The 25,010-nt window shown below is 72.7% G+C and carries 29 protein-coding genes; 13 read left to right on the top strand and 16 right to left on the bottom strand.

Going from position 1 to position 25,010, the window contains the following annotated elements:
• Window positions 1-37: 37 nt before the first annotated feature.
• The 5 genes from ACQPZG_RS02505 to nadE all read right to left on the bottom strand — a co-directional run bounded on the left by ACQPZG_RS02505 (window position 38) and on the right by nadE (window position 3,271).
• Window positions 38-664 (bottom strand): histidine phosphatase family protein, encoded by a 627-nt coding sequence (locus ACQPZG_RS02505; RefSeq protein WP_433544089.1) that lies wholly within the window; start codon window positions 662-664, stop codon window positions 38-40.
• Window positions 580-1,110 (bottom strand): hypothetical protein, encoded by a 531-nt coding sequence (locus ACQPZG_RS02500; RefSeq protein WP_433544088.1) that lies wholly within the window; start codon window positions 1,108-1,110, stop codon window positions 580-582. The genes ACQPZG_RS02505 and ACQPZG_RS02500 overlap by 85 nt, the downstream gene beginning before the upstream one ends.
• Window positions 1,107-1,454: a hypothetical protein gene (locus ACQPZG_RS02495; RefSeq protein WP_433544087.1), complete on the bottom strand. Its 348-nt coding sequence runs from the start codon at window positions 1,452-1,454 to the stop codon at window positions 1,107-1,109. Before ACQPZG_RS02495 ends, ACQPZG_RS02500 begins: the two co-directional genes overlap by 4 nt.
• Before the next feature lie 372 nt (window positions 1,455-1,826).
• Window positions 1,827-2,330 (bottom strand): DUF5709 domain-containing protein, encoded by a 504-nt coding sequence (locus ACQPZG_RS02490; protein ID WP_433544086.1) that lies wholly within the window; start codon window positions 2,328-2,330, stop codon window positions 1,827-1,829.
• Window positions 2,331-2,440: 110 nt separating this feature from the next.
• On the bottom strand, window positions 2,441-3,271 hold the full coding sequence (gene nadE, locus ACQPZG_RS02485; RefSeq protein WP_433544085.1) for an ammonia-dependent NAD(+) synthetase: 831 nt from the start codon (window positions 3,269-3,271) through the stop codon (window positions 2,441-2,443).
• Window positions 3,272-3,455: 184 nt separating this feature from the next.
• On the opposite strand from nadE, the gene ACQPZG_RS02480 reads away from it, so the two are divergent.
• From ACQPZG_RS02480 to thpR, 3 genes are all read left to right on the top strand, one after another.
• Window positions 3,456-3,881 (top strand): helix-turn-helix domain-containing protein, encoded by a 426-nt coding sequence (locus tag ACQPZG_RS02480; RefSeq protein WP_433544084.1) that lies wholly within the window; start codon window positions 3,456-3,458, stop codon window positions 3,879-3,881.
• 5 nt (window positions 3,882-3,886) lie between these two features.
• Window positions 3,887-4,303 (top strand): VOC family protein, encoded by a 417-nt coding sequence (locus ACQPZG_RS02475; RefSeq protein ID WP_433544083.1) that lies wholly within the window; start codon window positions 3,887-3,889, stop codon window positions 4,301-4,303.
• Window positions 4,304-4,456: 153 nt separating this feature from the next.
• Window positions 4,457-5,065, top strand: coding sequence for an RNA 2',3'-cyclic phosphodiesterase (thpR, locus tag ACQPZG_RS02470; RefSeq protein WP_433544082.1), 609 nt, complete (start codon window positions 4,457-4,459; stop codon window positions 5,063-5,065).
• Here the strand turns inward: thpR and ACQPZG_RS02465 are convergent.
• From ACQPZG_RS02465 to rpmB, 5 genes are all read right to left on the bottom strand, one after another.
• Window positions 5,052-6,053, bottom strand: a complete 1,002-nt coding sequence (locus ACQPZG_RS02465) for an LCP family protein (RefSeq protein WP_433544081.1) — start codon at window positions 6,051-6,053, stop codon at window positions 5,052-5,054. The two genes, thpR and ACQPZG_RS02465, sit on opposite strands and share 14 nt — an antisense overlap.
• Window positions 6,054-6,860: 807 nt before the next feature.
• Window positions 6,861-7,502, bottom strand: coding sequence for a class I SAM-dependent methyltransferase (locus ACQPZG_RS02460; RefSeq protein ID WP_433544080.1), 642 nt, complete (start codon window positions 7,500-7,502; stop codon window positions 6,861-6,863).
• Window positions 7,503-7,571: 69 nt separating this feature from the next.
• Window positions 7,572-7,997 carry a hypothetical protein gene (locus ACQPZG_RS02455; protein WP_433544079.1) on the bottom strand — a complete coding sequence of 142 codons (426 nt, stop codon included), beginning with the start codon at window positions 7,995-7,997 and terminating at the stop codon, window positions 7,572-7,574.
• Between the two features lie 481 nt (window positions 7,998-8,478).
• Entirely contained in the window at window positions 8,479-8,784 is a 306-nt protein-coding gene (rpsN, locus tag ACQPZG_RS02450; RefSeq protein WP_433544078.1) for a 30S ribosomal protein S14, read from the bottom strand.
• 1 nt (window position 8,785) lies between these two features.
• Window positions 8,786-9,022: a 50S ribosomal protein L28 gene (gene rpmB, locus ACQPZG_RS02445; protein ID WP_433544077.1), complete on the bottom strand. Its 237-nt coding sequence runs from the start codon at window positions 9,020-9,022 to the stop codon at window positions 8,786-8,788.
• A 97-nt stretch (window positions 9,023-9,119) separates the two neighbouring features.
• Between rpmB and rpmG the strand changes: the two genes are divergently transcribed.
• The 3 genes from rpmG (at window position 9,120) to ACQPZG_RS02430 (ending at window position 10,916) form a co-directional block, all read left to right on the top strand.
• Window positions 9,120-9,284 (top strand): 50S ribosomal protein L33, encoded by a 165-nt coding sequence (rpmG, locus tag ACQPZG_RS02440; RefSeq protein WP_433544076.1) that lies wholly within the window; start codon window positions 9,120-9,122, stop codon window positions 9,282-9,284.
• 184 nt (window positions 9,285-9,468) lie between these two features.
• Window positions 9,469-9,726, top strand: a complete 258-nt coding sequence (locus ACQPZG_RS02435; protein ID WP_433544075.1) for a type B 50S ribosomal protein L31 — start codon at window positions 9,469-9,471, stop codon at window positions 9,724-9,726.
• Window positions 9,726-10,916 carry a CobW family GTP-binding protein gene (locus ACQPZG_RS02430; protein ID WP_433544074.1) on the top strand — a complete coding sequence of 397 codons (1,191 nt, stop codon included), beginning with the start codon at window positions 9,726-9,728 and terminating at the stop codon, window positions 10,914-10,916. Before ACQPZG_RS02435 ends, ACQPZG_RS02430 begins: the two co-directional genes overlap by 1 nt.
• A gap of 293 nt (window positions 10,917-11,209) precedes the next feature.
• On the opposite strand, the gene ACQPZG_RS02425 is transcribed toward ACQPZG_RS02430, so the two are convergent.
• Genes ACQPZG_RS02425 through ACQPZG_RS02410 form a run of 4 tightly spaced genes read right to left on the bottom strand, consistent with a single transcriptional unit; the run spans window position 11,210 to window position 14,376 of the window.
• On the bottom strand, window positions 11,210-11,554 hold the full coding sequence (locus ACQPZG_RS02425; protein WP_433544073.1) for an STAS domain-containing protein: 345 nt from the start codon (window positions 11,552-11,554) through the stop codon (window positions 11,210-11,212).
• Window positions 11,551-13,191, bottom strand: coding sequence for a PP2C family protein-serine/threonine phosphatase (locus tag ACQPZG_RS02420; protein ID WP_433544072.1), 1,641 nt, complete (start codon window positions 13,189-13,191; stop codon window positions 11,551-11,553). Before ACQPZG_RS02420 ends, ACQPZG_RS02425 begins: the two co-directional genes overlap by 4 nt.
• Window positions 13,188-13,997, bottom strand: coding sequence for an alpha/beta fold hydrolase (locus ACQPZG_RS02415; protein ID WP_433544612.1), 810 nt, complete (start codon window positions 13,995-13,997; stop codon window positions 13,188-13,190). The genes ACQPZG_RS02420 and ACQPZG_RS02415 overlap by 4 nt, the downstream gene beginning before the upstream one ends.
• Window positions 13,998-14,031: 34 nt before the next feature.
• Window positions 14,032-14,376, bottom strand: a complete 345-nt coding sequence (locus tag ACQPZG_RS02410) for a hypothetical protein (RefSeq protein ID WP_433544071.1) — start codon at window positions 14,374-14,376, stop codon at window positions 14,032-14,034.
• Here ACQPZG_RS02410 and ACQPZG_RS02405 point away from each other — a divergent pair.
• Both ACQPZG_RS02405 and ACQPZG_RS02400 read left to right on the top strand, forming a co-directional pair.
• Window positions 14,366-14,800, top strand: a complete 435-nt coding sequence (locus ACQPZG_RS02405) for a MarR family winged helix-turn-helix transcriptional regulator (RefSeq protein ID WP_433544070.1) — start codon at window positions 14,366-14,368, stop codon at window positions 14,798-14,800. The genes ACQPZG_RS02410 and ACQPZG_RS02405 overlap by 11 nt on opposite strands.
• A 103-nt stretch (window positions 14,801-14,903) precedes the next feature.
• Window positions 14,904-15,239 (top strand): glyoxalase superfamily protein, encoded by a 336-nt coding sequence (locus ACQPZG_RS02400; RefSeq protein ID WP_433544069.1) that lies wholly within the window; start codon window positions 14,904-14,906, stop codon window positions 15,237-15,239.
• 430 nt (window positions 15,240-15,669) lie between these two features.
• On the opposite strand, the gene ACQPZG_RS02395 is transcribed toward ACQPZG_RS02400, so the two are convergent.
• Complete coding sequence (locus ACQPZG_RS02395) at window positions 15,670-16,656, bottom strand: NAD-dependent epimerase/dehydratase family protein (RefSeq protein ID WP_433544068.1); 987 nt, start codon at window positions 16,654-16,656, stop codon at window positions 15,670-15,672.
• Window positions 16,657-16,809: 153 nt separating this feature from the next.
• Here ACQPZG_RS02395 and ACQPZG_RS02390 point away from each other — a divergent pair, with 153 nt between their 5' ends.
• On the top strand, window positions 16,810-17,661 hold the full coding sequence (locus ACQPZG_RS02390) for an inositol monophosphatase family protein (RefSeq protein ID WP_433544067.1): 852 nt from the start codon (window positions 16,810-16,812) through the stop codon (window positions 17,659-17,661).
• Window positions 17,662-17,762: 101 nt separating this feature from the next.
• A complete protein-coding gene (locus tag ACQPZG_RS02385; RefSeq protein WP_433544066.1) occupies window positions 17,763-19,763 on the top strand; it encodes a bifunctional metallophosphatase/5'-nucleotidase in 2,001 nt (666 codons plus the stop codon).
• A gap of 48 nt (window positions 19,764-19,811) precedes the next feature.
• Here ACQPZG_RS02385 and ACQPZG_RS02380 read toward each other — a convergent pair whose 3' ends face one another.
• Window positions 19,812-20,489 carry a maltokinase N-terminal cap-like domain-containing protein gene (locus ACQPZG_RS02380; RefSeq protein WP_433544065.1) on the bottom strand — a complete coding sequence of 226 codons (678 nt, stop codon included), beginning with the start codon at window positions 20,487-20,489 and terminating at the stop codon, window positions 19,812-19,814.
• A 364-nt stretch (window positions 20,490-20,853) separates the two neighbouring features.
• On the opposite strand from ACQPZG_RS02380, the gene ACQPZG_RS02375 reads away from it, so the two are divergent.
• The 3 genes from ACQPZG_RS02375 (at window position 20,854) to ACQPZG_RS02365 (ending at window position 24,887) form a co-directional block, all read left to right on the top strand.
• On the top strand, window positions 20,854-22,074 hold the full coding sequence (locus ACQPZG_RS02375; protein WP_433544064.1) for a GDSL-type esterase/lipase family protein: 1,221 nt from the start codon (window positions 20,854-20,856) through the stop codon (window positions 22,072-22,074).
• Window positions 22,075-22,307: 233 nt separating this feature from the next.
• Window positions 22,308-23,315: a PP2C family protein-serine/threonine phosphatase gene (locus tag ACQPZG_RS02370; RefSeq protein WP_433544611.1), complete on the top strand. Its 1,008-nt coding sequence runs from the start codon at window positions 22,308-22,310 to the stop codon at window positions 23,313-23,315.
• Window positions 23,316-24,200: 885 nt separating this feature from the next.
• Entirely contained in the window at window positions 24,201-24,887 is a 687-nt protein-coding gene (locus ACQPZG_RS02365; RefSeq protein WP_433544063.1) for a hypothetical protein, read from the top strand.
• The last annotated feature ends 123 nt before the right edge of the window (window positions 24,888-25,010 follow it).

The following is a 25,010-nucleotide window of genomic DNA, read 5'->3' as shown; positions in this document are numbered from 1 at the left end:
GGGCCCGGCTGCCAGGGGTTCTGCGATCCGTAGTGGTCTAGACGAGGTGGCGGGTGTCGCCGAGGCGGACGACCTGGCGGTTGTGGAAGTAGTCGTCCTCGTGCAGCGTCGTGATGCTGCCCGGGGAGGCGCGGAAGGCGGCGTATCCGGCCGACTCGACCGGCATCCTGATCCAGGACGCCACGACGAAGGTCAGGCAGCCGCCGTGCGTCACGACGATCTGGTGCCGGCACGGGCTGCGGAGGATGTCGTCCATCGCGGCGTAGAGGCGCTGCGCCCACTGCGCCTTTCTCTCGGCGCCCCGTACTCCCTCGTCGTGGTCCATCCGCTCCCCCACCGGCGGCGGCGGGACGAACCTCCGGTCCAGCCACTCCTGCGGCCTGCCGCCCGCCTCGCCGTAGGACTTCTCGCGCAGTCTGGGGTCCAGGACCGGTGCGATGCCGAACACCTCGGCCAGTGCCGCGGCCGTCTGCCGCGTGCGGCGCAGGTCGGAGGAGAACAGTTCCACCGGGGCCGCGTCCGGCACCTGGTCCCGCAGCGCCCGCGCGACGGCTCCCGCGGCGCGCAGGCCGGCGGACGTCAGCTCCGAGTCGTACCACCCGCCGACGACCCCTTCGACGTGATGCGTCGCCTCGGGGTGGGTGACGACGTGGAGCGTGCGCATGCAGACGCCTCCTGTACTGGGTGTCCTGTGTCCGAGTCGCCGGGCCCGACTGCCGCGAGCGGGCCGGCGTGCTCGGCGTGAGGCCGGGGCCCGGTGCCGCGTCGCCGGCCCGACCGTACCGGGACGCGGCTGACCAGGGCGAAGACGAGCAGAGCCGCCGTCGCCCCGAGTGCGGTGGCCAGCGCGTCGGCGAGATACCGGTCCACCACCGGCCTCAGCAGGTCGACGAAGACCCACCCCACGGCTCCCACGACGGTGGCCGCGGCGGCGGCCGACCAGATCCGGTGGCGCGCCCAGAACCACTGGGCCAGGCCCATGACGAGAGGCGGCGCGACCGCGAGTCCCTGTTCGTCCAGCGCGGAGAGCACGGCGTACCCCAGAGCGGTGACCACCCAGCAGACCAGGACGAGGAGCCCGGTCTCCCGCCAGGGAACGCGTCGGCTCATGCCTCGCGCCTCCCGTCTCCGCGCCTCGCCTCGTGCCGCCCCCAGCCCCGCCAGGCGATGCCCGCGAGCAGGGACGTCACGATCAGCGGCCCGGCGACCCAGCGCACCAGACCCGACGGCCACATCAGCTCCTCGCCGGCCATCCGGCACACCTCCTGCACCGTCAGGGACACCCCCAGCAGTACGTAGCCGACGCCCCACGTGCGTGCACCCCACGCGGGGCCCGGGATGCCCGGCCGGGCGCGCCGGGGCCGCAGTACGGTCGCGCATCCCAGCCACGCACAGCCCACCCCCACGGCCAGCATCAGTAGGTGCGCGGCCCGGTCCCACAGCTCACCGAACATCCGCCCCCCTCTCCACGCTCCCGACGCCCGGGTGCAGCCTCCGGCCGACGTTGATCACCCGTCATGATGGTCCGCCGAGAAGGCGCGCGCGCCTGGGCGGTCTGGCAAGGAGTGGGCGCGGCGGCTTCCGGCTCCCGGCAACCGGAGGCAGGGATCCGACGTCGGCCGGGCGGCCTCACGCCGCCGCCGATGTTCGGGTCCACTCGCACGTGGCGGGGGCGGTCGTACCGCCGACTCCGGGCCGCAGTGCGGTGGTTGGCCTCGGCCGAAGACGTTTCACGTGAAACGTCAGAAAGGGTGCCGGAGTGCCTCAGACGGGAGGGCGGGGCGAGGACGGTGTGTGCCGTCCTCGCCCCGCCCTCCGGCGCCTGCTCAGTTCCTCAGGCCCTCGCCCAGGTCGGCCTCCGCGTCGTCCGGCACGATGTGCACGGCCGCCTCCTCTGCGGACGCGGCCGCCCCGTCGATGCCGACGTCGTTGGCCAGCATGTCCTTTTCGGCGTCCTCGCGCGCACCCTCGTCCGGTGCCACCAGGCGTCCGGCCCGCCGGTCGCCCACTTCGTCGTCGACGGGCTCGCCCGCTCCGCCCGGCAGGTCGCCGAGGCCGTCGTCGCCCTCGGGGCCGCCCGGGGTGTCGAGCGCGGGATCGGGCACTTCCTGCGCGAGCCGCCCGTCGAGCGACTCGCCCTCCTGCTGCTCCTCCGCCGTGGTGCCGACACGCCCCACGGCGAGCGGCCGCTCGGGCGGCGACCAGCCCTCCTCGTAGGGGTCCGCCTCACGGTCGTTGAGGGTGTCCTCGGGGTCGAGGATGCCGGAGTCCGCCGTCACTTCCTCGGCATCGTCCGGCTGGTAGACGTCGTCTCCCCGCTCGCTGCTCATACGCTCGTTCCTTCCGGGGTCTGCGCGTGCACGTCCGTAACATCCGAAACGTCCGTACGTTGACGTTAGATCCCCGCCTGCCCACGCGCGAGACGGACATACCTCCGGGGTCAGGGTGCGACGGGCAGCTGCCGCTTGTGCTCGGTGAGGCGGTAGCGCTGGACGAGCTTCGTGACGACCTCGTCGCTGACCGGCTTGCCCTCCAGGAAGTCGTCGATCTCGTCGTACGTGACGCCGAGGGCCTCCTCGTCCGGCTTGCCGGGGGCCAGCGTCTCCAGGTCGGCCGTCGGCACCTTGCGCACCAGCTCGGCCGGGGCGCCCAGGGTGTCGGCGAGGGCCCGTACGCGGCGCTTGGTCAGGCCCGTCAGGGGCACGAGGTCGGCGGCGCCGTCGCCGTACTTGGTGAAGAACCCGGTGACCGCCTCCGCCGCGTGGTCGGTGCCGACGACGAGGCCGTCCTGCGCGCCCGCGACCGCGTACTGCGCGATCATCCGCTGCCGGGCCTTGATGTTGCCCTGCACGAAGTCCTGGTGGCTCGCGTCGCGGAAGGCGAGCCCACCGGCGAGGGATGCCTCCAGCGAGGCGTCGCTCGCGGCCTTCACGTCGACGGTCAGCACCCGGTCGGGCTGGATGAAGTCGAGCGCGCGCTGGGCGTCCTTCTCGTCCGCCTGCACGCCGTACGGCAGCCGCATCGCGTAGAAGGTCGCGTCGTGTCCGGCGGCGCGGGCCCGTTCCACGGCGAGCTGACACAGCCGCCCGGCGGCGGTGGAGTCGACGCCGCCGCTGATGCCGAGCACCAGCGCGCGCAGCCCCGTCGTCGTCAGGCGCTCGGCCAGGAAGGCCACCCGCCGCTCGATCTCCTGCTCGGGGTCGAAACTCGCGGGCACCTGGAGGTCCCGCGCGATCTCCTGCTGCACGGTGCTGGACGCCGGGTCGGTCACGACTTGCTCCTCGGGTCGGTCGACGGATACACGATTACTTCGGTACCCGGGTACAGGGGACGAAACCGGAGGCGGACGGGCCTCCGTGCGTCCGACCCTATGCCGCGCGCGGGCCGTACTCGCGGAGGGGCCCCGAGGCCCCGCACCCGTTCCCGCCGCGGCCGGTCCGTGCGAGGGTGGGCGCGTGAATCTGGAGGACCTCGTCCGGTTGCGCCGGGCCCGTGACCTGATGGACCGCAAGTACGCCGAGCCGCTCGACGTCTCCGCGCTGGCGCAGGTCGCGCTGATGTCGACCGGTCATTTCTCCCGGAGCTTCCGCGCCGCGTTCGGGGAGACCCCGTACAGCTATCTGATGACGCGCCGCATCGAACGGGCCAAGGCGCTGCTGCGACGGGGCGACCTGTCGGTGACGGAGGTCTGCTTCGAGGTGGGCTGTACGTCGCTGGGATCGTTCAGCTCACGATTCACCGAACTGGTCGGGATGAGCCCCAGCGTGTACCGGGCACGCGACCACGACGAGGAGGCCGCGCTCCCCGCCTGCGTGGCCAGGATCCACTCGCGACCGGTCAGGAACGGAGAAGCCGGACCGGGCCCCTCGCACCTAACGTGAAGCGCATGGACATCAGCCTCTCGCAAGTCTTCATCGCCGTCGACGACCACGACAAGGCGCTCCCCTTCTACCGCGACGTGCTCGGCCTGGAGGTCCGCAGCGACGTCGGGTACGAGTCCATGCGCTGGGTGACCGTCGGGTCGCCCGCGCAGCCGGACGTGAACATCGTCCTGGAGCCGCCCGTCGCGGATCCGAACGCCTCCCCCGACGACCGGGCCGCCATGTCGGACCTCCTGGCGAGGGGCCTGCTGCGCGGCGTCATCTTCTCCACCGACGACTGCGACGCCACCTTCGAGCAGATCCGCGCCGCGGGCGGCGAGGTGCTCCAGGAGCCGGTCGACCAGCACTACGGCGTCCGCGACTGCGCCTTCCGGGACCCCTGCGGCAACATGATCCGCTTCGCCCAGCCGCTCAAGCGGTAACGCGTCCGCGCGGGCACGTCGCGCCCCGCCGGGACGGGCGGGGCGCGACGCCCGTGTTCCCCGCAGCACGGGGCACGGGGGCGTACGAGGGTCCCTCGGGCCGCCCCGTACGATGCGAGCCGTACCGCAGAGCCGTGTCAGGGGGAACCGCAGATGACCGTGGACGGGGCCACCCCCGCGACCGTACGCGTGTTCATCGCCCTGGCCCCGCCGGACGAGGCGAAGGACGAGCTGGCACGGGAGCTGCGGCCCGCCCGGACCGCGTATCCGGACCTGCGCTGGAACCGCATCGAGGACTGGCACATCACGCTGGCGTTTCTCGGGGAACTGCCGGTCACCACCGTTCCGCTGCTGCGCTGGCCGCTCGGGGACCTGGCGGCGGCGCAAGGTCCCCTGGAGCTGGCGCTGCGCGGCGGCGGGCACTTCGACGAGCGGGTGCTGTGGAGCGGTGTCGGCGGCGACCTGGACGAGCTGCACCGGCTGGCCGACGGGGTGCGCGCGGCGGTGCGGGGCTGCGGCATCGCCTTCGAGAGCCGGCCGCTGCGCCCGCACCTGACCCTGGCCCGCGCCCGCCGCGGCGATGCGGCGCCGGTCGTGGAGACCGCCGACGCCCTGGCGTCCTTCGCGGGCCGCCGGTGGCCGGCGGCCCGCCTGCACCTGGTGGGCAGCAATGTCGGCCGGGGCCCCGGGCCGATCCGCTACCGCGACATCGAGGCGTGGTCGTTCGGCGGCGCCTTTCGCGTGCCGCTCAGCCGCCCTTGACGACCTTGCCCGCGTCGACCTTGTCGCCGGCCGAGTTCTCCGTGACCGTCGGCGGGATCGGCTTGTCCATCCGCAGCGACATCCACAGGAGCTCGGACTGGTCCTTCAGCGGTATGACGCGCTCGGGGTCCTTCGCGTCGTAGTCGATCGGCAGCGTGATCATGTTCATGTCCTTGGAGCCGATGCCGCCCAGACGGTTGCCGAAGGACGCCAGGGACATGACGGAGCCGAGACCGGAGTCGGTGGTGAGGGTCTTCGTCGCCGCGTCCGCGAGGCCGTACAGCTTCTTCGGGTTGAGGACGCCGACGCCCTTGATCTCTTCCATCAGGGCCTTCATGAATGCCTGCTGGAGCTGAATGCGGCCGAGGTCGCTGCTGTCGCCGACGCTCTTTCGCGTGCGCACGAGACCGAGGGCCTGCTCGCCGTCCAGCCGGTGGGTGCCGGCCGCGAGCTTGAGGTGGCTCTTGGGGTCGTCGATCGCCTTGGTGGTGGTGATCGGGACACCGCCGAGCGCGTCGATGAGCGTCTTGAAGCTGCCGAAGTCGACCTCGACGTAGTGGTCCATCCGGAGGCCGGAGAGCTTCTCCGCCGTCTTCACCGCACAGGCGGGCCCGCCCACCTCGTACGCCGTGTTGAACATCTGGCGCTCCGCGGCCGGCCTGATCTTCGACCTGCCCATGCACTGGGGGCGGCTGACCAGGGTGTCGCGCGGGATCGACACGACGCTGGCCTTCTCGTTGCCCGCGTGCACGTGCACGATCATCGCGATGTCGGAGCGCGCGCTGCCCACGTCCTTGCCGTACCGGCCGTTGTCCCCCTGCCGGGAGTCGGAGCCGAGGACGAGGACGTCCATGGACCCGTTGTCGACCTCCGGCGGCCGGTCGGCGCCGAGTTCCGCCTCGATGTCGACGGTCTTGAGGTTGCCGTCGAGCGAGAAGTACACCCAGGCGAAGCCCGCACCCCCCAGGACCAGCAGCGGGAGCAGCACGAAGATCAGGAGGGTCTTGAACCTGCTGCGCGGTCTGCGCTGCCCGCGTCGCCCGCGCGGCGCGCGCCGACTGGCGGCTCGGCCCTCGCCCCTTCCTTCGGCGCTGCCGTCCCCGGGGTGCGCGCCGGGGGAAGGCTGACCGCGGCGCCCGGCGGGCTGCTGTGCGCGCCGTCCGCCACTCTTCTTCCGGCGGCTGCCCGCGGCCCCTATATGGCTGTTCCTGCCCCGCTCGCCCATGTGTGCTCTCTCAGCTCCTCGTGGATGCTCACATACCCCCTGCCGTCGTGGAACGGGGATGGAAATGTCGACAGTTCTCGCACGACTGCGGCCTGACGCTGATGGGTCAGACGTTCGAGCGCGTAGAAGGGTTGTACAACATTCCGTTGCCTCTGTGTAAACGATGAAGATCGGACACAGCACGCAGAAGTCCCCAATTCGGCTTCTCCTGCGGGTCGTTGGACCACCGGGGCGCGGTCAGGAGTGACCGGCGGCACTGCCCGCACCGGCCGCCGCGCAGGCGCACGACCCCGCCCGGCCCACACCGTCGGACCGGTCGCCGCGCGGGCAGGACCGCGTTTCGCACCGCCCGCCGCGCGGGCACACCGTCCCACACCAGCCGCACCACGCGCCGCGCAGGCAGACCGCGCCCCGCCCGCCCACGCATCCCGCACCGCCCGCGCGGGCATCCCGCACCGCCCGCGCGGGCACACCGTCCCGCACGGGCGGCGCTGCCCGCGCTTCCGGACCTCGCGGGCTGCCCGCGCCGCCGGATCGCGCGCACAGGCATGGTCTGCGGCGCGGACGGGCTCAGACGTGCCGGCGAGCCAGCACATAGGCCCGCCGATTCCCCTCGTGGGCGTAGGGGGCGCGCTCCAGCCGCATCTCCACGGCGAACCCGGCCGCTTCGAGCACCTCCGCGATGTGTCCCGGTTCCAGGAGGCGGAATTCGATGTCCACCTCGTGCCCCCACCACTCGTCCAGATGCCGGACTTCCGTCCCGGCCTGGAAGGCGAGGAGCAGCAGCCCGGAGGGCCGAAGCACCCGGGCCGCCTCGTCGAAGGCACGCCGCAGGTCGCCCGGGTCGAGGTGGATGAGCGTGTAGAAGGCGACGGCCGCACCGAACTCGCCGTCCCCGGCCGGCAGTCTCAGCAGGTCCCCCTCCCGGAACTCCACGTCGGGAAACCGCTGTCGCCCGGCCTCCAGCATTCCCGTGGACAGGTCGATCCCGACGGTGCGGGCCCCCTGCCCGGCGAGCCAGGCCGCGACGTGCCCGGGGCCGCAGCCGAGGTCGGCGATCGCGGCGCCGGGCGCGGTCTGTTCCAGGAGTGCGGCGAGCAGCGCCCGGTCGAGGGGCTTGCCGGCGAGCTCGTCGTGCAGACGGGTGGCGTACTCCTCGGCCACGGCGTCGTAGCTGCGGCGCACGGAATCGTGACGTGCATGATCACTCATGCCGTCAGCATGTCATGTGCCGCACAAGAGTCAGAAGCGTTGAATTCTCCCCGCGCGCCCCGGGGTCCGTCACACCGCTCGCTCCCGGCGCAGCCCCGCGTGGGCCTCCAGCAGTGCGAGGTCGGCGGCCGTCGCCCGGAAGACGCCCTGCGGGTGCTGGTTGGCGAGCGCGACGAGAGGGACCGGCTGATCGCACAGGGCGCTCGTCGCATGCGGGTCGAGTGCGACCGCCACCTTCCAGCGGGGCCCGGACTCCCCCGGCAGCTCGTACAGCGCGCTCCGCACCTCGGCCAGCGCGGCGACCTCCCGCACAGGCGTGGCGAAGTAGAACCAGACCCGGTCCCCCGCCTCCATGTAGCGACGGGCGGCCAGGCACAGCTCCCTGTCCGGACGCGTCTCGGAGAGCGCGGACACCCATTCCTTGGTGGCGAGTCCGCCGTCCATCAGGGTCCGCGCCGGCCTCAGACAGTAGATCCAGTTCTGCACGACGGTCACTCGCCTCCTGCGTCGGGGTACGCGGTCGGTACGCACCGCCGGGCATGTACCCCGGAGACACGGTACTCACCGCCGGGGGCCTTCGAGCAGAACGGGGGCGGGCGACGGCACGGACGCCGGGACGTCCTTCCGGTGCCGCCGCCCGGTGGGACGAGGAGGTGCCGGAAGGGACCCCTCGGCGCCGCGCCCGTCACGGAGCGCGGCACTCTCCGTACCTCCGACCGCGACGGAGGTACGCGCCCCGGACCGGACCGCGACGGAGGTACGCGCCCCGGACCGTGACGGAGCGACGCCCCTCCGACCGTTGGCGAGCGATGCACCACCGACCGCCGACGAGGGCGACCTGTCTCCGGCCACCGGCGGGGGCAATGTACCTCCGACCGCTACGGGACGACAGGCCGCCCCGCGGAAGACGGCGAGGGCGACGTGCCCGCCCAGGCCGTACCGGTCCGACGCGCGGCGGCGGCCTGCCTGCCCGGGTTCACCAGGAGGACTTCCTCACCCCCGGCAGGAACCCCGCGTGCGCCTGCTCCCGCAGCCGTACCCGAGAGAGCCCGAACTTGCGCAGGTGGCCGCGCGGGCGGCCGTCCACGCTGTCCCGGTTGCGCACCCGGGTCGCGCTCGCGTCGCGCGGCTGGCGCGCCAGCTCCGCTGCCGCCGAGCGCCGTTGCTCGTCCGTCGCAGAAGGGCTGCGCAGAGTCTTCTTGAGTTCGGCGCGGCGGGCGGCATAGCGCTCGACGATCGCCTTGCGCTTCTCGTTCTGCGCGATCTTGCTCTTCTTCGCCATGTCAGACCTTTCCTCCGCGGGCCCTGATCCGGGCCACCGCCGCTTCGATGCCCATCACGTCGATCGCCTTGATGGCCCTGGCGCTGAGGCTCAGGCGTACGTGCCGCCCCTCACTGGGGAGCCAGTAGCGCTTGTGCTGGATGTTCGGGTCGAAGCGACGCGGGGTGCGCCGGTGGGAGTGGGAAATGTTGTTGCCGAAACCGGGACGGGCTCCGGTCAGCTGGCAGTGCGCGGACACGGGGCTTGCCACCTCTCTTCGGAGAGCTCTCTGGACGGCTCTCTGGACAGCGGGAAACCGTATTGAAAATGGTTCCCGTTTTCAGTATGTTAGCGCCATGGCTCGCAACGAAGTACGCCCGATCATCAAACTCCGCTCCACGGCAGGCACCGGGTTCACCTATGTGACGCGTAAGAACCGCCGCAACGACCCCGACCGGATGGTGCTGCGCAAGTACGACCCGGTGGTCCGGCAGCACGTCGACTTCCGCGAAGAACGCTGACGCCACCCCCGGCGAAGGCCGGGACCGGAGAGAAGCCGCAGGGCCGAAGCACCTGACGCACTCGAAGTACCGACGCACGCGAAGTACCGACGCACGCATAGCGCCCGACGTACTCGGCGCATCCGAAGCACACGCGCGGCAGCACGCGGCGCACCCGAAGAATCAGCAGAACGCGAGGAACCCCATGAAGCCCGGCATCCACCCCGCCTACGGCCCCGTCGTCTTCCGTGACACGGCGGCCGGGCACTCCTTCCTCACCCGCTCCACGGCCACCAGCGACAAGACGGTGGAGTGGGAGGACGGTCACACCTATCCCGTCGTCGACGTCGAGATCTCCTCGGTCAGCCACCCCTTCTACACCGGCACCGCGCGCGTCCTGGACACCGCCGGTCGCGTCGAGCGGTTCGAGCGCCGTTACGGCCGCCGCCCCGAGGCCTCCTGATGCGTCCGGAAGCGGAGGGAGGCGGCAAGGACCGTGGCTCCGCGGCCCGTCCCCTCGCCGTCGTGCTGGTGGGCGGGCTGCACGCCGACGCCCGCCGCGACGCGGTCGAGGGGTTGCTGCGGTCGGTTCCCGCGAGCGTCGCACTGCACCACGACCTCACCGGGGCGGCGGACGGCACGGTACGGCGGACCCTGCGTGACGCCGCGGGCGAGCTGTCCCGCTGGGACCTGCCCCTCGTCAACGACTGCGCCTGCTGCGCCCTGCGCGAGGATCTGATCCCCGAGCTGAGGCGACTGGCCGGGGCCGGACTCACCCGGCTCGCGGTCGTCGAGCTGTGGGACTCGGTCGAGCCCCAGGCCATGGCGGAAGTCGTCGCCCGGCACGGCGGAGGATCCCTCACCCTCACCCATGTCGTCACGGCCGTCGACCCCGCCCTCGTACTGCCGTACCTCGCCAACGGGGACGACCTGGCCGAGGGCGGGCTCGCCGCCGCGCCCACCGACCGGCGCACCGTCGCCGACACGTGGGCACGACAGCTGGAGTACGCGCCCGTTCTGGCACTCGCCGACAGCGCCGACGCCGACGAGGAGGACCGCGCGCTGCTCACGCAGCTTCACCCGACGGCCCGTCAGCTGATGGTTGGCTCAGCGGAGTTGGCGGATGCGGCGTTCGCCGGGTTCGACGTGGACTCGGCGGCGTCGGCGCAGCATCCGGCGTGCGCGCTGCTCCCGCAGGAGGCGGACGAAGCGGGAGTCGGCACCTTCGTGTGGCACCGCCGACGGCCCTTCCACCCGGAGCGTCTCTTCCATGCACTGGAGGACCTGTGCTGTGCCGCCGTACGCAGCCGGGGGCGATTCTGGCTGGCCGACCGGCCCGACACGCTGCTGGCGTGGGACGCCGCCGGGGGCGCGCTAGGCGTGGAGCCGACGGGGCCGTGGCTGGCCACGCTGTCGGACGCCGCCTGGGAGCGGGAGTCGCCGGTGCGCAGGGCCGCCGCGGCGCTGGACTGGCATCCCGAACACGGCGACTGCTGCCAGCACCTCGTGTTCACCTCGCCCGGTCTCGATCGGGAGGCCCTGGAACTGCTGCTGGACTCCTGCCTGCTCACCGACGCCGAGTACGCGGCGGGGCGCCGGGGATGGCAGCGGCTGCCCGCCGCCTTCGACGCGCTGCTCGCGCCGACGGCCTGACGCCCGGCGATCCGACGGAGGGCGACGGACGACGACGGACGGCGACGGACAGGAACGGACGGTGACCGACGGCTCACGGCCGACGGCTCACGGCTGACGACCGGCGGTCCGGCGGCCGAAGGGCCACGGCTGACGCCCGACGGTGCGACCGCTGACGCCCGACGATCCGACGGCTCAAGGCTCACGGTCGGCGGCCCAGGCTCACGGTCGGCGGTCCGACGGCTCAATGCTCACGGTCGGCGGCCGGTGCAGTGTGCCGCGGGGCTCGGCGGCCCGCACGGTACGGGCGTGGTTCAGCCGGTGCCGACCGTCGCCGCTTCGGCGGTGGGGTGCATCGGGAAGATCTGGTCCAGGCCCACCAGGCGCAGGATACGGATGGTGTTGTCGGGCACCGCGGCCAGTGCGATGTCCGCACCGGCGGCCAGTGCGTGGTTGCGGGCGGCGATCAGGGCGGTGATGCCGGTGGAGTCCATGAACTCCAGAGCGGCCAGATCGACGACCAGACGCTGGCCGCTGTGCAGGGCGAGGTCCGCACAGACTTCGCGAAGCCGCCCCGCCGTGTCGTAGTCGAGGTCGCCGGCGATCTCCACGACAGGGCCGGTCGTGGCGTCTCGGCTGGTGATGTTCAGAGCACTCATTCCGGTTCCGGGGTCGTCGTCGCGGTGACAGTGGCGACGGTGGTGGCAGTGGCGGTCGCCGTGGCGACAGTGGCGGTAGTGGCAGACGTTGCGGTGGTGCTTGCGGGTGCACCCAGGGCGAGCAGAGCGGTGTCGTCGTCCAGGCCCGTGCCGAATCCTTCCAGGAGTGCGGTCAGCGCGCCGACCAGGGCCCCGGGTCCGGCGTCGGGGAGGCAGGCGACGAAGTCGCGCAGGGCGTCGTCGCCGTAGAGGGCGCGCTCGGGGCCGGTGCGGGCCTCGGTCAGGCCGTCGGTGTACAGGAGGAGGGTATCGCCGGGGGCGAGGGTGGTGTGCGCGGCGGTGAAGTGCGGCTCGGGCAGGACGCCGACCAGCAGTCCGCCGGGGGTTTCCAGGTACTCGGCCCGGCCGTCCACGCGCCGGATCAGCGCCGGGGGGTGCCCCCCGGAGGCGAGCTGCACGGTGACGTGGCCGGTGTCCGGGTCGGGTTCGACGGTGCCGAAGACGGTGGTGCAGTAGCGGGGGTCGCCGCCGGTGTACCGCTCGTGCAGCACGGTGTTGAGCGTGCTCAGGGCGGCGACCGGGTCGGGGTCGTGCAGAGCGGCGGCGCGCAGCGAGTAGCGGGTCAGCGAGGTGAGCGCCGCCGCCTGGGGGCCCTTGCCGCAGACGTCGCCGAGGAAGAACGCCCAGCGTTTTCCGTCGAGCGGGAACAGGTCGTAGAAGTCGCCGCCGAGGCGCTCGGGCGAAGCCGTGTGGTAGTACGAGGCCGCCTCCAGTCCCGGTACGACGGGCAGGTGGTCGGGCAGCAGGCTCTGCTGGAGCACGCCGAGCGCGTCCTGGAGCCGGGCCCGGTCCGCCTCGGCGTCCCGGCGCGCGGCTTCCGCCTGCCGACGCTCGAACTCGGCCTGCTCGCGGGCGAGTTCGGCCGCCCGGCGGTCCTGCTCGGCGTTCTTCGTGGCCTGTTCCGCCTGTCGGCGGGCCTGCTCCTCCTCCTTGCGCGCCTGCTCGGTCTCCCTGCGCGTCTGCTCCGCCTGCCGGCGGGCCCGCTCCTCCTCCTTGCGCGCCCGCTCTTCCTGCGTACGGGCGTGCTCGGCGGCACTGCGCGCCTCCTCCGCCGCGTTGCGCGCCTCCTCGGCCTCCGCCCGCGCCTGCTCGGCGGCCCGGGTGCTGCGCAGGAGCTCCTCCTCGTACGCACGCCGGTCCCGGGCGTCGGACAGCGTGGTGCGGATCAGCAGGGGCTCGCCCTCGCTGCCGTAGGTGACGACGGACGAGGCCAGGACGGGCATGCGGGTGCCGTCCGTGGCCTTGAGCTCCAGGGCGACACCACTGATCTCGCCCTGCATCCTCAGCACGGGCGCGAAGTGCGTCTCGTGGTAGATCCTGCCGCCCACGGTCAGCAGGTCACTGAAGCGCATACGGCCCACGACCTCCTCCCGTGTCCGGCCGAGCCAGCCGAGCAGGGTGGCGTTCACCTTCGCGATGGTGCCGTCCATCATCGTCGTCAGGTAGCCGCACGGGGCCTGCTCGTACAGGATCTCCGGACTCTCCTCCAGAAGGGCGGGGAAGGCCGCGTCAGCGGTCTCCCCCGCCGGGCGTCCACCGGTGTCGTCGGCCTCGGACCCGCAGGCTCGGCGTATCAACTAAGCGACCCGAGGAAATCGTCCAGCGCCGCGGCGGTCGCCTCCGGCGCGCTGAGCTGCGGGCAGTGCCCGGTGGCCGCCAGGGTCACCAGCCGTGAGCCGGGCACCGCCGCGTGCACGTACGCGCCGACCTCGCGGGGTGCGAGGGCGTCCACGGAGCACTCCAGTACGAGCGTGGGCACCGTCACGCCCTTCAGGTCGTCGCGGGAATCGGAGAGGAACGTGGTGCGGGCGAAGACACGGGCCATGGCGGGATCGGTGGCGCAGAAGCTTCGGGTGAGCTCCGCCCCGAGTTCCGGGCGGTCCGCGTTACCCATGATCACCGGGGCCATGGCGGAGGACCAGCCGAGGTAGTTCGACTCCAGTGACTCCAGCAGTTCGTCGATGTCCGCGGCGTCGAAGCCGCCGCGGTAGCCCGCCGCCTCGTCGTCGATGTAGCACGGGGACGGGCAGACCATGGCCAGTGCGCCGATGCGCCCGGGGACGGACCGGGCCGCCAGGACGCCGACCATGGCGCTGACCGAGTGCCCGACGAACACGGCGTCGCGCAGATCGAGCTCCTCGCAGACCTCCGTGACGTCCGCGGCGTAACCCTCCAGGGAGGAGTAACGACGCGCGTCCCAGGCGGCCGGGTCCGAGCCTCCCGACCCTACGTAGTCGAACAGCACGACCCGGTAGCGGTCGGTGAGGGCGGGCAGGACCAGCCGCCACATGTCCTGGTCGCAGCCGAAGCCGTGCGCGAGGACGACCGCCGGCCCGTCGGGGTGGCCGGTGACCGTGACGTTGTTCCTGCGGCGTACATCCATACGGACCATCCTGCCACTCCTGCCCGGTCCCGCCCTACGGGCGGTCCACGGGGGCCCTGACCAGGGACGCTGTCGTAGTGCTCGGCCGCTGAAAGGACGCGGCGTTGCCCTCCTCCGTACCGCTGACGACGTGTGGCGGCAGTACGCGCTCCGCGCGGAGCAGGACGGCGGCACCGGTCAGGACGGTCAGTGCCAGAACCGTCCACACCTGCCACGGTCCGGCGTCGAGCAGGAAACCCAGCAGCATGGGCGCGAGGGTCCGGCACGCCGACCACGAGAGCTGATGGGTCGCCAGGTACCGCCCTCGCAGCCTCACCGCCATCGTCGACCAGTGGAAACGCGAGCGCCCCGACCTGGACGCGGCACCGATGCTCGTCATCGGGCGGCTCTTCCGGCTCACGGACGCCCTGGACCAACGCCTGCGCCCGCCCTTCCGCGCCGCGGGCCTGGGCGGCGGTGACTTCGACGTACTGGCGGCGCTCCGGCGCTCCGGCGATCCTTACGCGCAGTCGGCGGGCGAACTCAGCCGCACCGTGCTGGTCACCACCGGTGCGATCAGCAAACGGGTGGACCGGCTCCAAACCCGGGGCCTGGTCTTCAGGTCCGTCGCCGAAAGCGACTCCCGTGGACGGCTCATCACCCTCACCTCCGAGGGTGTCGAGCTGACCGACGACCTCATCGCCGCGCACCTGGACAATCAGCGTCGGCTCCTGTCCGGGCTCGGCGCCGACGAGCAGACGCAGCTCGCCGACCTCCTGGCACGGCTCGCGTCGGTACTCCCCGAGGGTGAGGACGGGGGCTAGGCCGACAGGACATCGCCACCGCAGACCGTGTCCGTCCCAGCCGGGGCGGCTCGTCCTGCGCCGGGACCAGCCCCCGTGCGCGCCGTCTGGGACGATGACCCGCATGGACGACGAGGAAATCATCCCCATCCTGTACGTGAAGGACGCCGCGACGGCGGTCGAGTGGTACGGCCGCCTCGGCTTCGCCGAGCAGTGGGTGCACCGCTTCGAACCCGGCTTCCCCGCGTTCGTCGAGGTCGCTCGGGGACGGGTGAAACTGTTCCTGTCGGAGCACGAGGGGGACGCCCGGCCCGACACCCTGATCTACCTGAGGGTGCGTGAGGTCGACGCCGTGGCACGGGAGTTCGGTGTGGACGCGCAGGATCTCCCGTGGGCACGCGAGGTCGAACTGCGCGACCCGGACGGCAACCGGGTGCGGGTCGCGACGCCCACGTCCTGAGCCGTGCGCCGGGCGGCTCCGTGCGCGGGTCACGACTCGGACGCCGTGCGCCAAGCCCGGTGCTCGGAACGCGACGCCCACACCCGCAGCCACCCTCCCGCCGGGCACGGTGCTCGGGCCGAGCACCGTGGCCGCTCGCGTCCTGAGCCTCCACGGCAAGCCCGGTGCTCGGAACGCCACGCCCACGCCGTGAGCCTCCGCACCAAGTCCGGCCCGCGGAACGCGACGCCCACACCCGCAGCCACCCTCCCGCCGGGCACGATGCTCGGGTCGGGTTCGGGGTCGCTCGCGCTTCGTCGTCCGTACGCGGCGACAGCTCCCCGGCCGACGGTTCCCCGGTCGGACGTGGCGAGCGAGCCCTTGCTCAGGGGCCGCCCGACCCCCGTGCTCCGCAGGCCGTCGGCGGAGGTCGCCCCGTCGTCGGTCCGTGTCAGCCCAGTGCGTCGAGCAGTTCGCGTTCGCGTTCCGCGTCGAGGCCCGCGCGGCGGTCCCGGTGCAGGCCCTGGGCGCGTTCCCAGTGGAGGGTGTCGGCCAGCATCTCCGCACGGGGCCGGTGGCGGAGTCCGGCGGCGGCCGCCGCGGCGCCGCTGCGGGCGGCCCAGCCCTCCCAGCCGGGTTCGACCACCCACATCGGCAGGGACCGGGGACCCATGAACTCGGCCACGCCGTGGGCGCGCAACCACGCCGAGTCGGCCGTCACCACCGGGCCGGTGTGTCCGCCGACAGTGCGCGAGACGGCGATCCATTCGCCGAACGGCACGACGGGGCCGACCGCGTTGCAGACGCCGGTGGTGCCCTTCTCCGCCGTGTCGAGCAGCCACGCGGCGAGGTCCCGTACGTCGATCGCCTGGGTCGACAGGTCCGGTTCGTCGGGGACGAGCATCGCTTGCTGCGGGTCGCGTGCGGATCGGGCCACCCAGTAGCCGGAGCGGCCGCTGTGGTCGCCCGGCCCGCCGATCAGGCCGGCGCGGGCGATCAGGAGGCGGTCGCCCACCGCCTGGGCCGCGGCCTCTTCACAGGCGGCCTTCGCCTCGCCGTACGACTCCCTGCCCACCTCGTCCAGTCGGGTCGGCGCGAGGAGCGGATCGGATTCGTCGGCCCCCGGCCGCCCGTGGGAGGCGTAGGCGCTGACGGAGGACACGTAGATCCAGTGCCGGGCCCGCGCGCCCAGGGCGTCGAGGGCTGCGCGGACGAATCCCGGCTGCCACGACACCTCCACGACCGCGTCCCACTCCCGGTCGCGCACCTGGTCGTACGCCGCGGGGTCGCGCCGGTCGGCGGCCACCAGCGTCGCCCCTTCCGCCACCTCGCCGCTCTCACCGCGCGCCAGACACGTCACCCGGTGTCCGCGCCCGATCGCCTGCCGCGACACCTCGCGGCCCACCCACGCCGTCCCACCCAATACCAGGATCTCCATGGCCTCAGGCAATCACCGGCAACGGACGCGCGCCCCCTCTCTTCGCCCTCAGCGGACGCCGCTTCGCCCACGGCGGAAGTGCTTCGCCCACAGAGGACGCGGCTCCGCTCCCCTGCGGGCCCGGCCGGCCGGCCGCCTGGATAGGCTGCCGCCATGACGATCAGGCACAGCGACGACGATCCCCAACTCGCCGTCCGGGCAGCACAGTCCGGGGCCGCGGTCGTCCGCGACATGTACGGTTCCTCCCTCGCCCGGTACGCGAAGGGCGCCGGTGACTTCGCGACTGCGGCGGACGTCGCCGCGGAGCAGGCCATCCTCGACGTGCTGCGCGCCGCACGCCCCGAGGACGCCGTGACCGGCGAGGAGAGCGGAGCGACCGGCGAGGCGGACGCCGGACGCAGATGGCTGGTGGACCCGCTCTGCGGCACGCTGAACTACGCCGTACGCACCCCTTTGGTCGCGGTGAACGTCGCCCTGCGGGTGGGGGCCGGTGTCACGGCAGCCGCCTCGGCCGACCCGTTCTCCGGCGAGGTGTTCTGGACGGACGGCGCTCGCGCGTTCGTCCGGCGGGACGGCAGTGAGGGAAGGAGGAGCAAGGGCGGCAGTGAGGCCACGGACGAGGAGTTGACGCCCTCGGCGGATTCCCGGCTGGTGGACGTCAATCTCGACCCGCCGTTCCCCAACGCCCCGGGCTTCCGTACCGCACAGCTCCTCAACTCCCCCGCTTTCATCGCTGATTACAGGCCGCGCGTGGTCTCCTCCACGATTGCCGTCGCCTGGGTGGCCGCGGGGCGGCGGGCCGCCTACGTCACCGACGGCCACCAGGGCGACAGCGTGCACTTCGCCGCCGGGATCGCCCTGTGCAAGGCGGCGGGATGCGTGGTGACGGGCATTCACGGCCAGCCGGTGGACTCGGGTGCCGGGGGGCTGGTGGTCGCGGCCGACGCGCCGACCCACAGCGCACTTCTCGCCATGATCAGAGCTCAACTCCCCGACAGGCCGTGAGGGTTGACGGCCAAGCGGTTCACGGGGCTGCCGTGACGCTGCCATACGCATGACGTTTGTGATTCCCGGGTGCTTCACTTCCCTGTTCGCACCATCGGGGCGTGACGACGACTCGCAGCACCACGCCGCGCAGTATCCGCAACCACGCGACCGGCCGCCGGACCTTCCTCACCGCCGTGGGCGCCCTGGCCACCACCACCGCCCTCGGCGTCCCCGCCTACGCCTCCGACTCCGCTCGTGACGCCGCCACCGCCGACGAGTACGTCGACGTGCAGCTCCTCAACATCACCGATCTGCACGGGTACTTGCAGGGGCCAACGGGCAGCGACTCCGTCGTCCACGGCAACGGCGGGAAGAAGTACACCGTGGGCGGGGTCGCCGCCATGGGCACGCACCTGGAGCGGCTGCGCGACGGGCGGCGCAACTCGCTGTTCTTCGCGCCCGGCGATCTCTTCTCCGGCTGGGAGTTCGACGCCGCCGCGTTCTCCGACGAGCCGACGATCGAGGCGCTCAACAAGCTCGGGCTGGACTTCGCGACGGCGGGCAACCACGAGTTCGACAAGTCCCCCGCCAACCTGATCCAGCACATGGAACGCGGCCACGCCTACCCGGTGGTGGGCCGCGACACCGGCTTCCGCGACTCCACCGGACGGCGCTTCCGCGGCGCGGACTTCCCGTACTACTCCGCCAACGTGGTGCGGGCGCGGGGCGGTCGCACCGTCCTCCCGCCGTACCACGTCGAATGGGTACGGGGTCCCGGCGGCCGACGCCTGCCGATCGGGTTCATCCATCTCACCGCGGTCGGCAGCGAGTTGTTCCCGAACTCCTTCCACCCCGGGCTCAAGACCCTCGACGACGTGGCGACCGCCGACCGGTACGCGAAGGAACTCAAGCGGCGCGGTGTGCACGCGATCGTGCTGTCGATGCACGACGGCGCGGTCGCGGGCGGCGACTTCAACAGCGGCAGCAACCCGTCCGGGCCCGCCTACGAGCTGGCTCTGAAAGTCTCGCCCGACATCGACGCCATCGTCTGCGGGCACTGGCACACCCGGTTCAACATGATGGTCCCCGACCCGCACGGCAACCCCCGCCCCTTCGTGGAAGCGGGCTTCCACGGGCAGGTCATCAACGAGATCAACCTGCGCCTGGACCCCGGCACGGGCAGGGTGGTGCGCGAGCTGACCGTCTCCACCAGCCACCCCAACACCCGTGACGTCACCCCCCACCCGGACCTCAAGGACATCGCCGACCACTGGGCCGCGAGGGCCGCCGAACGCGAGCGCAGCCCGCTCGGGAAGCAGCGCGGACCCTTCACCCGGACCCGTAACACCGCAGGCCAGAGCACGATGGGTGACCTCGCGGCCGACTGGACGCTGTGGGCTGCGCGCAGAGCCGTCCCCGCGTGGGACGACTCCAACATCCACCGCCACGTCCCCGCTCAGCTCGCGCTCGTCCCCCTGGCGCCGACGGTCGGCCAGTCCTTCGTACGGGGCGACCTGCTGCCGGCGGCGGACGGATCGGTGACCTTCGGGAAGGCGTGGCGGGCCATCGGTTACGGCAGTCCGATCGTCGGCGTGAGGGTGTCGGGGCAACAGCTCCACGACGCCCTCGAACAGCAGTGGTCCACCGGCCCCGAAGGCGAGCTGCGGTTCGCGCCGCTCGCGGTGTCCGGCAACGTCCGCTACTCCTTCGACGCGACGGGCCCGGTCGGCGACCGGGTGGCTCCGGCAGACGTGCTGATCGACGGCGTACCCCTGCGGCTCGACCGGGACTACCGGCTCGCCACCTCCTCGTACACCCTGCTCGGGATGGACGGCTACCCGGCGCTCAGTGCGTACCGCGAGCCCTACCGGCACGAGCGGGACTTCGAGAGCTTCATCGCCTTCGTGCGCGAGCGGCGGGAGTTGACGCCTTCACCGCTGGACCGGGTCAGGCCGAAGAACGTGCACCTGCGGGGCGGGACGGCCAACGCCGGAAAGGTCACCGATCCGCCGGTGCCCCTGCGCGAGGACGGCACCGAGCTGCCGCCCTCGGTCGCCGCCATCGTGACGGCGGGCGGCCCGAGGGCACGCAGGCACGGCGGATTCCGACCGCCCTGCTGACAACTCCGCTTGCGACAGCAGGTGTGGGTGTGGGTGTGGGTGCCGACTTCAGTGCGAGGGGGCGGCGGTGATCACGGCGAACGTGCCCCGGTACTCCGTGCCGTCCTGCGGATGCCAGGGCGCGGTGAGGTGGCCCAGGGTTCCGGCCGGGCGGGGGCCGGATCCCTCCTCGTCCGGGACCAGGGCGCGCACCACGCGCAGAGCGGCGGCCTGAGACGTTCCGACCGTGACGTCGGTACCGTCCGCTCCGTCCCTCACCGTCAGCGGTGCGGCGAGCCCGCCGTCGGGGAGAGCGGAACCGGTGAGGTGCGGGACGACGGTCGGGTCCGGCGTGTCGCTCTCGTTCTGGGCCTGGGGGACGGCACTGCCCTGGAAAAGGGCGAGCAACTGGGCGACGAGAACCGGGTCGTGCGCCCCGTCGTACACCCATCGCGTACCCAGCACCCCGTGCTCGCTCGTACCGATGAGCCCTTGCTCGGCAGCCTCCAGCGGGGCGCCGCGGTAGGTGAGCGGGAGGTGGTACGACACCGGGCGTCCGCCCGAGGTGTCGGTGACCACCATGAACTCCATGCCGACCTCGCCCTGCGGGTCGTCGAGCCGGAACCCGCCGGTCCTGGTCAGCTGCGGAGCGCCGGAGCCTGCGACATACCAGGACTTGCCCGGGAGCCAGCCGGCGAGGAGTTCGACTTTGGTGGGGGACATGGTGGTGCGGTGGATGACAGCCATGACTGATCAACAACGCCCGTCGATGCCGACATTCCCGAGCGGGTGGAGATCTTGCGGGACGTCAGGAACCTGTGCCGCTCGCACTCAGGTACCGGGAGGGTTGCGCGCGCCCGGGTGAGATACGACGCGGGATACGACGCCTTCAGCACGTGGGGTGCGAGAGGCGGGATACGTGGCCCGGTGCATCAAGCCGCACACGAGACGTCGTACATGAGACTCAATACACGATATCGGATACGTGATATACGAAGCACGATACGCGATACGCGGCAGCTCTTTCGCTCTACATGATGCATGAGACACGGCATACGACGACGCAACAACTGCGATGCGCCGTACGCGCCCCTTTGGCAACCTGGGGATCATGAACTCCCCCCTCGACGACCACGACAACTCCCCCACCCCCGGCCTCCTCACCACCCCCCTCACCGCCGACCTCGTACGCGGCGCACTCGATCTGGAGCGCACCGAACACGGCGTCCTGCCGCACCGGCTGCCCGCCCGTGCCCGGAAGCAGATCCCGGACGGACAGCTGGCGATGTCGGAAGCGCAGCCCTCGGGGGTACGGCTGGTGTTCCGTACCCGGGCGACCGTCATCGAGCTGGACGTCCTGCGCACCAGGCTCGTCTACGAGGGCGCCCCGCCGCGCCCCGACGGTGTCTACGACCTGGTCGTCGACGGCCGCCCGGCGGGACGCGCCACCGCGCCCGGCGGCCGCACGCTCGTCGTCGACATGAGGTCCGGGGCCGCGGAGACCCGGCCGGGACCGGTGGGCACGGTGCGGTTCGACGGGCTGCCCGACCGGATGAAGGACGTCGAGATCTGGCTGACGTTCCGTGAGGTGACCGAGCTGGTCGCACTGCGGACGGACGCGCCCGTCGAGCCGGCGGCGGACCACGGGCGTCCGGTGTGGCTGCACCACGGCAGTTCGATCAGCCACGGTTCCGACGCCGAGAGCCCCACCACCACCTGGCCCGCGCTGGCCGCCTCCCTCGGCGGGGCGGAGCTGGTCAACCTGGGCTTCGGCGGCAGCGCCCTGCTGGATCCCTTGACGGCCCGCGCGATGCGGGACACCCCCGCCGACCTGATCAGCGTGAAGATCGGCATCAACCTGGTCAATCTGGACCTGATGCGGCTGCGCGGATTCGGGCCGGCCGTACACGGATTCCTCGACACCATCCGGGACGGGCACCCCACCGCGCCGCTGCTGGTCATCTCGCCGCTCCTGTGCCCCATCCATGAGGACACGCCGGGCCCGGCCGCCCCCGACTTCAGCGAAGCCGCCGAGGGAAAGGTGTCGTTCCGGGCGACGGGCGATCCCTCGGATCCCACTCGTCTCACCCTCACCGTCATCCGCCGTGAGCTCTCCCGCATCGTCGCCGAGCGCGCCGCCGAGGATCCGTACCTCCACCACCTCGACGGCCGCGAACTCTACGGCGAGAAGGACTTCGCCGAACTCCCGCTCCCCGACCAGCTCCACCCCGACGCCGCCGCCCACCGTCGTATCGGCGAACGCTTCGCCGCGCTGGCCTTCGCCGCTGACGGCCCGCTCGCCTCCGCTCCTTCCGGCACACCGGAACGTTGACGGCGTCCGCTCGGGATCCGCGCGGGAGGCCGATTCGATTCGGTAACGGGCGCCCACCCCGTTGCTTGAGCACAGCAACGTTTGCATAGGCTCGGGGCGAAGGACTGGAGCAGGGAAGCCGGTTGCACGCAGCGCACCCGGGAACGACACGGAGGCCGCAAGTGAGCACAGCCGAGGACGGCGGACCCCGTGGTGCCACTACGCGTGCGCTGACCTGGCTGCCGTACGCCGTGATGGCCCTGATCGCCGTCGCCGACGTGGCGGCGGGACCCGCCGTCGGCCTGCTGCCCCTGGTGGCGCTCGGCCCCGCCTTCGCCGGACTCACCGGCGGGCTGCGGCGCACCGCCCTGATCGGGGTGCTCGCGCTCGTCCTGTGCCTCGGGCTCGGCTCGTACAACGACCTCTTCCCCGGCCGGCGCGGTTACACCGCGCTGCTCTCGGTGGCCGGGGTGACGGCGGCCGGGCTGACCGCGGTGGTGCTGCGGCGGCGGCACGAACGGGAGTTGGCAGGGGTGCGGTCGATCGCCGAGGTCGCCCAGCGGGTGCTGCTGCGGCCGGTGCCGCGGACCGCGGGTCCGGTGCGGATAGCCGTCTCGTACACCTCGGCCGTCGCCGAGGCCAGGATCGGCGGCGACCTGTACGAGGTGACGGCGGTGCCGGGTGCGGTACGGCTGATAGTCGGGGACGTCCAGGGCAAGGGACTTGAGGCCGTGGAGACGGCGGCCGACGTCGTGGGGGCGTTCCGGGAGGCCGCGCAGGACGAGGAGGAGCTGACGGGGGTCGGGGCTCGGCTCGCCCGTTCCGTGGACCGGTCGCTGAACGGGGAGAGGTTCGTCACGGCGCTTCTCGTCGAAGTCCGGGACGACGGCACTGCCACGCTCCTCAACTTCGGGCACCCGGCCCCCCTGCGGTTGCGCCTGAACGGTACCGCCGACTTCCTGGAGCCGCCCGAGCACGCGCCGCCGCTCGGACTCGGTCTCCAGGGCGCCGATCTGCCCTGCCCCTACGACGCCGACTTCGCGCTCGGCGACCAACTGCTCATCTACACCGACGGGGTGAGCGAGGCACGCGGCCCCGACGGCGCCTTCTACCCACTGCGCGAACGTGCCCATCTGCTCGGTCACGGCGACCCGGACGACGCACTGGCCGCGCTGCGGGCCGACCTGGGCACGTACACCGACAGCAAGGCCCCGCACGACGACGCGGCGATGATGCTGCTGCGGCGGCGCACGGCGCGCTGAGGTCAGGCGCTGAGGGACGACGGTGTTGAAGGCGGGAGCGCTGCGGACCGGTGGCACCGGAGGGCGCGACGCTGCGGGCCGGGGCAGCGGGAGGGGCGGGGCGCTGCGGGCCGGGACCGCACCCGGAGGGCGGGACGCTGCGGGCCGGGGCACCGCACCCGGGGGGCGGGACGCTGCGGGCCGGGGCACCGCACCCGGGAGGCGGGACGCTGCGGATCAGGGTGACCGGGGGCGGGCGCTGCGGAGGGTTCGCCGCGCTTCTGCGTACCGGGGACCCGGCGGGCTCGGACGAGCGGGCAGGGCAGCGCGCGGGGAGCCCGTCGCCGCCCGCCGACTCGTCGTGGGACAGCCACTGTTCCCCGCGCCGATGACGCCTGACACAGGCGTGGCCCTGTGCAAGGATGCCGTGCGGGGTGCGCCGGTCCATGGTCCCTGGAACGCCGGGAGGCCCGGTCGGCACCGCTTCGCCCGTCCTCCCCACCGCCAGGAGCCGACCACCGTGGACGCCAACGAGACGGCTCTGCCGTGTCCGACGGTCGCCGGAGGGCGGGGCCAGGTCCTGCACCCGCCCGCACCGGCCGGTGAGGTGTCCGGATGACCGCGTCCCGGTGGCGCGCGGGCCGGGCGTACGGTCGTCGCCCTGCCGGTCGTACGCGCCGGACCGCCCGTAACGGCCGCGCCCGCCGCGCCTTCGGTGCGCGCTCTGCCACCCTCCCCGCTGTGCGGGGAGGACTCGCCCCACGAGGTGCCGACGGGCCCCGGCCCGGCGCCGGAACCCGACGCACACTCCCGGCCGGCCGCCCCCGCCCCACCGCCCGCCCAGGCCGTGCCGACGGGCCGCGCTCGGCCGTCACGGGGCCCGCCTCCACCCTCGTCCGGGCCGTCGTGGCCACCGTGCGTGCCGGGCTGCGCCGACTGCTCTGGGGCCCCGCCGCCGGGCACGGACGGCTGCCGCGCTGGCTGTGCCGCGAGGCGTTCGCCGTGGCGCTGCTGTCCACCGCCGCCGTGCTCGGCGCGGGCGCGGCGGCTCCCCTGACCGGCCTCACGGCACTGCACAGTGGGGCCGTGGGCACGGTGTGCGTCGCCGCGACCGTCCTCTATCTCCTCGTCGTCCGGGCCCGCTGGGCGAGCGTGGCGATCGTCGCCACGTTCGGGCTCGCACTCGCCCCGTTCGCCCCGAACACCGCCGTCGACCTGGCCCTCGCCGGACAGGGCGAGCAACGGAGCGCCCTGGTCACCTCCGTCACCCCCGGCCTCGGCACCCCACGCCGTTACTGCACCGTGTCCGGCCCCGACGGCATTCCGCTCGCCCGTCCCATCTGGCGCGGCTGCACCGCCCAGGTCGGGCCCGGCGACCGCATCACCGTGCTCCACGACCCCGAGGGCCGCCTCCCGCCGCGCGGCCTCGACCTCGTCACCTCGCTCACCGAGACCACGGGCCGGGCGGCCGGCTTCGCGGTGGTCACGTTCCTGTCGGTGATCCGCTCCTACAGCGGTACGGCGAGGGTGGCCCTACGGTCGTACGACAGACCGACCACGGGTGCCTGCCCGCCGCGCGCCGAACCGCCGTAGTACGTGGCGCGTGCCTGTCTCGGCGGAGGCGGAAGCGCACCGCGTTGGCACCGCGTCGGCGGCGACGCGATCGCACCGCGCTTTCGGCGAGGGTGGGACCGCACCGCGCTGACGCCACGTCGG

This window comes from Streptomyces sp. CA-294286, assembly GCF_050947155.1.
In the GTDB taxonomy this organism is placed as follows: domain Bacteria; phylum Actinomycetota; class Actinomycetes; order Streptomycetales; family Streptomycetaceae; genus Streptomyces.
Note: the sequence above shows the minus strand (reverse complement) of the source record. Positions and strands in the feature narration are given on the sequence as shown.